Raw genomic sequence first — 1,373 nt, 5'->3', positions numbered from 1 at the left:
CTGACTTAAGCCATAAATTTGATGTAACTAACCAAGATGCAGCGCTAAAAGCATTTTACAAGCGTCAAGATATGCTGAAACGTTTCTCAGAGCAGAACGTCTACAGTGAAGATGCGATGTGGTTGAGTACTAATGCGAAGGGGTTGATCGCTGGTATCGACTACGCAGGTGGTGATTATTTTGCTGATGCTGAACAAAATACCATGAAAAAATGGAATGAGTTGAGCTTAGAGCAGCAAAAATTGGCGAGTGAAGCGATTTCAGAGCACATGTTTAAGTCGACATTGATTCATGAGCTAGGCCATAACTTAGGCTTGCGCCACAACTTCATGGGATCTGTCGATAAAACGAACTTCTACACGACTGAAGAGTTAACGAAAAGCAAACTGGGTCACCACGGCAAACCTGCAGCATACAGCTCGATCATGGACTACGGCGCATCAATTTTTGATGAACTGTTGGTCTTTGGTAAATATGACAAAGCAGCGCTTAAATTTGCTTATGCTCGTGAGATCGAAACCAATGAATTTGTCAGCGATTCAGTACGTGATAATACAGGTGCTCAAGTTCGTAAGACATACTCATTGGCAGAGTACGACCGACAAATGACCGAGGATTACAATGCTTATCCTACCGGTGTCATTGCTCATTTACGTGCGAATGCAGGTACAGAAGGTATCCCTGAGTTGGCAAGCTACCGCTTCTGTACCGATGAACACACAACGACAAGTCTAACGTGTGATCGCTTTGACGAAGGTACATCACTCACCGAGATTACAGAGTTCCGTATTCAGCGTTATTACGATAGCTACGAAACGGCGAACCGCCGCAATGGTCGTGATTGGTTCTCCCAGTATCACCAGTACGAATACTTCTGGCAACGTATGTATGAATTCCAGAAAATTCGAGACATCATAGAAAACGTCGGCGAAATCGATTTTGTTTTCGCACGTTACATTGGTGCTGACACCACCAATAACAAAGGTAGTGTGTTTAAAGAGATTGCAGGGAACAACTGCGTCGATTATCGCGGTAATATCGTACCACTAGACAATATGTCAGCAGGACTTCGTCCGATTTGTGACACATACAACGCAGCAAATCTAGCGGCTAATTTCTTCTTCGACGTACTCACAGCACCGGACAAAGTGTGTGAGCTTGAAGAGCTTAGTGGTGTCGAGGGAGTGCCGAACCGTTATCGTTTTGCAAAACTTTCTGACCTTTGGTTAACATACCAAACAGGTATGTCACCAAACCGAGACGTTCCAACGAGCTGTTATGATGAAGAGCTTGTTCAAACTGCTGAAGAACCCGAAAGCTAATGAGATTAGTGATGCGCTCTTGAGACGCGTGATGGTCATATTTGGTCCAAG

At 44.3% G+C, this 1,373-nt stretch carries 1 protein-coding gene; it reads left to right on the top strand.

What is annotated here, in order from left to right; genetic code table 11:
* On the top strand, positions 1–1,322 hold a 1,322-nt coding region (locus tag EYS00_RS20385), incomplete at its 5' end, for a zinc-dependent metalloprotease (RefSeq protein ID WP_207301740.1).
* Positions 1,323–1,373 lie beyond the last annotated feature (51 nt).

The organism is Alteromonas sp. KUL49 (assembly GCF_006538345.1).
Classification (GTDB): Bacteria; Pseudomonadota; Gammaproteobacteria; order Enterobacterales; family Alteromonadaceae; genus Alteromonas.
The sequence above is the reverse complement of the archived record's forward strand: the minus strand, read 5'-3'. Positions and strand labels throughout refer to the sequence as shown.